A 3460-nucleotide genomic window follows, 5' to 3' on the forward strand; every position below is an offset into this window, starting at 1 on the left:
GTCGCTACGGACACGACGGAGCGGCGCACGGTATACCGCCCACCCGCGGACCGAGGCCACCCGAGGTGCAGGCTCCCGCACCGCTGCCCTGGCCAGGGCGTTCAAGCTCATCGAGTCCGCTCGGCAGCGATGGCAGCGGTGAACGCATTCCACTCCGTCGGCACCCCACGCAGCGCACCGCTGTCCTGCACCCCGGCAACGTCGTCCTGCGGGCCGGCCCGGGCAGCGGCACGACCAGAACACTCGTCGCCCGCGCCGCCTACCTGCTGGAAATACAGATCTCCGCCTTCCGCGGCGTCGCCTGCATCACCTGCACGAACGCCGCAGCCGACGAGATCCGCTGCCGCGTCCTCCAGCGCGGCGTCCGCGTCGACGGACGGATCATCTGCTCCACCGTCCACGCCTTCTGCCTGAACGAGATCCTGCGTGCCTTCGCCCCCTCACCCAGGAACCCGCACCCCAAGCAGGACAAGTTCTCGGCGACAGAGCCACACAAGTACTCCTTCAGCGCTGCTTCGACCACGTCGGCATCGCCGAGCCCCTCGCCCAGTTCCACACAGCCGAGAACAACAGGATCCGCCGCGCCCTCGCCTGCAACGAACCCCTCGACGCCTTCGACCCGCGCGACGTAGAGGCAGCCCGCCTCCGCGAGGAACAGTTCACCGCCCGGGGAGAGACCGACTTCGAGGCCATGGTGACGCGGGCCCTGCGCATCGTGCGGGAGCACGAACCCGTCCGGGACCTCCTGCACGCCCGGTTCCCGCACCTCATCGTGGACGAATACCAAGACCTCGGCGGCGTCCTCCATGAACTCGTGGTGGCCTTGCACGACCTGGCCGGCATCACCGTCGTCGCCGTCGCAGACACCGACCAGTCCGTCTACGGGTTCAGCGGCGCCGACGCCAAGTACCTGACCGCCCTGGCCGGCCGCGAAGACAACTGCGACCTGCCCCGCGAAGTCAACTACCGCAGCGGACAAGACATCATCGTCGCCCCCGAAGCCGCCCTGGGAACATCCCACGGGCGCCGCGCACGCGACGGCGCACCTCCGGGAAACGTCAACCCCGAACCAAACGATCCAGTGGGCCCCGCTCGGGGACGATGCCTACGGCGTGCCAGGAAGCCGGACCGTGACGAGGAGACCGCCGGCGGGGCGGGGACAAGGTCGAGGGTCCCGACGTGGGCGCGGACGATGCTGTGCACGATGGCCAGGCCGAGGCCGACGCCGGCGTGCTCGTCGGTGCGTACGCGTTCCGTTCCGCGCTGGAAGGGTTCGGTGAGGGTCGATACCAGGTCCGGTGGGAGCCGACGGCCCGTGTTCTCGACCCGCAGCACGCTCGTGTCGCCGTGCGCCTCGGTGTGGACCGTCACGGTGCCGCCGGCGGGGAGGTTGTGACGATGGCGTTCTGGACGAGGTTCGTCACCATCCGCAGCAGGAGCTCCGCGGAGCCGCTGGTCCGGGCCGCCCCGCCGGTGACGTCGAGCGTGATCCGGCGCTGTTCGGCGAGGGGAAGCAGCGTTTCGGCGGCTTCTTCGGCGATGAGGGAGAGGTCGACGTTCTCGCGGGTGAAGTTTCCGCGGTCGCCGCGGCTGAGCAGCAGGAGGGCCTCGGTGAGGTCGATCGCCCGCGTATTGACAGCGTGCAGGCGTTCGATGAGTTCGCCCCGGTCCTTCGCGGGGTCCTTGCGGGCGACGTCGAGGAGCGTCCGCGAGATCGCCAGCGGGGTGCGCAGTTCGTGGGAGGCGTTCGCGGCGAACCTCTGCTGCTCGGCGACGTGGGACTCGAGTTGTTGGAGCATCGAGTCGAACGCGTCGGAGAGTTCACGGAATTCGTCCTGGCGGCCCTTCATGCGGATCCGGTGGGACAACGACCCGTTCCCGGCCATCCGTGCCGCATCCGTGATCTGTGTGAGTGGCGCGAGCATCCGGCCGGCGAGGATCCATCCCCCTACGAGGCCGAACACGAGCAGGAGGACCATCGCCACGGCCGCGGCTGGGGCGAACGTGCGCACAAGGAGGTAGCGGTTGGGCGCGATCCCGAGAAGGCCCTGGGAGTTGTCGGGTACGTAGCGCAGCAGGAACCCCCACACCACGGCCAGCAGGAGAGCGCCGGCGACGGCGAGGAACCCGGCGTAGCTGAGGGTGAGTTTCAGTCGGGCGCTGAGCCCTGGGCGTCTATGCATGCGTACTGCCGGGGTCGGTGGTGTCCCTGTCGGGGGCGATGGTGTCCATACCGGTGTCGACCCGGTAGCCGACGCCGGGCACCGTGGCGATGATCCATGGTTCGCCGAGCCGTTTGCGCAGTGCGGAGACGGTGATGCGCACGGCGTTGGTGAGGGGGTCGGCGTTCTCGTCCCAGGCCCGTTCCAGCAGCTCTTCGGCGCTGACGACCCCGCCCTCGGCGGCGACGAGGACTTCCAGCACGGCGAACTGTTTGCGGGTGAGCGCGACGTAGCGTCCGTCGCGGAAGACCTCGCGGCGGAAGGGGTCGAGTCGCAGGCCCGCGATCTCGCGGACCGGGGGCCGGGCGTACGCGCGTCTGCGGTCGAGCGCCCTCAGCCGCAGGACGAGCTCCCGCAGCTCGAACGGTTTGGTGAGGTAGTCGTCGGCGCCGAGCCCGAACCCGGAAGCCTTGTCGTCGATCCGGTCGGCAGCGGTGAGCATGAGGATCGGGATGCCGCTGCCGGAGGCGACGATGCGCCGGGCGACCTCGTCGCCGGAGGGGCCGGGGATGTCGCGGTCGAGGACCGCGAGGTCGTAGGAGTTGACGCTGAGCAGTTCCAGGGCGGAGTCGCCGTCGCCGGCGATGTCGGCGGCGATCGCCTCCAGCCGTAGACCGTCACGGACGGCTTCGGCCAGGTAGGGCTCGTCCTCCACGATCAGTACGCGCATGTATGGAGCCTAAGCAGCAGAACATATCGCCAACGTATACGAGGACGTGTGCACACCGGACAGGCGGCTCAGCCTGCCGGTGCCGGCACGGGGCGAGGCTGGTCCGACGGCGCTTCCGCCGTAGTGCGCCACCAGCGGCGCGACGCCAGCGCGGCCAGCACGGCGCCGGCGGCGTTGACCAGTACGTCGTCCACGGAGGACACCCGGTCGAGCCGCAGGACGTACTGTGCGGTTTCGACCAGGACCGAGCAGCCCGCCCCGAGCGCCAGGATCCGCGGCACGGACGCCAGCGCCGCGAACCGCATCGGGGCGAAGAATCCCAGCGCCGCGAAGATCAGCAGGTTGCCGACGGTCCCGACCGGCCCCATCGTGACCAGGTCCCGCAGCGGTAGCAGGCTCACCCGGGCGGGGGCGGTGCCGGCCCCGGCGCCCGGCATCATGGTCATCCATCCCTTCTCTTCGGGGGGAATCCTCGCCTTCAGGCGGGGAGGGAATCCGATCCTGAGCAGTGCGGCGCGGAGCGCCGCAGCATCGCTCCGAAGTGCTCCACCAGCGGCCCGCACTTTGT

The 3460-nt window shown here is 69.9% G+C and carries 3 protein-coding genes and 2 pseudogenes; 2 read left to right on the forward strand and 3 right to left on the reverse strand.

From position 1 onward, the window contains the following. Positions 1 to 65 precede the first annotated feature (65 nt). Together ACFYXB_RS45610 and ACFYXB_RS45615 are read left to right on the forward strand one after the other, a co-directional pair. On the forward strand, positions 66 to 632 hold the full coding sequence (locus tag ACFYXB_RS45610) for a UvrD-helicase domain-containing protein (protein ID WP_389591395.1): 567 nt from the start codon (positions 66 to 68) through the stop codon (positions 630 to 632). Next, a pseudogene (locus ACFYXB_RS45615) lies at positions 575 to 859 on the forward strand (UvrD-helicase domain-containing protein); the annotation flags it as partial. The gene ACFYXB_RS45610 and the pseudogene ACFYXB_RS45615, both read left to right, overlap by 58 nt. Before the next feature lie 246 nt (positions 860 to 1105). Here the strand turns inward: ACFYXB_RS45615 and ACFYXB_RS45620 are convergent. The 3 genes and pseudogenes from ACFYXB_RS45620 to ACFYXB_RS45630 all read right to left on the reverse strand — a co-directional run. Continuing rightward, positions 1106 to 2183 (reverse strand): annotated as a pseudogene (locus ACFYXB_RS45620) (sensor histidine kinase). Then, entirely contained in the window at positions 2176 to 2892 is a 717-nt protein-coding gene (locus ACFYXB_RS45625) for a response regulator transcription factor (RefSeq protein ID WP_389591392.1), read from the reverse strand. Before ACFYXB_RS45625 ends, ACFYXB_RS45620 begins: the two are co-directional and overlap by 8 nt. Positions 2893 to 2960: 68 nt before the next feature. Beyond that, the coding region (locus tag ACFYXB_RS45630) for a VanZ family protein (protein ID WP_389591393.1) at positions 2961 to 3460 on the reverse strand (500 nt) is incomplete at its 5' end.

This window comes from Streptomyces sp. NPDC002619 (assembly GCF_042889305.1).
In the GTDB taxonomy this organism is placed as follows: Bacteria; Actinomycetota; Actinomycetes; order Streptomycetales; family Streptomycetaceae; genus Streptomyces.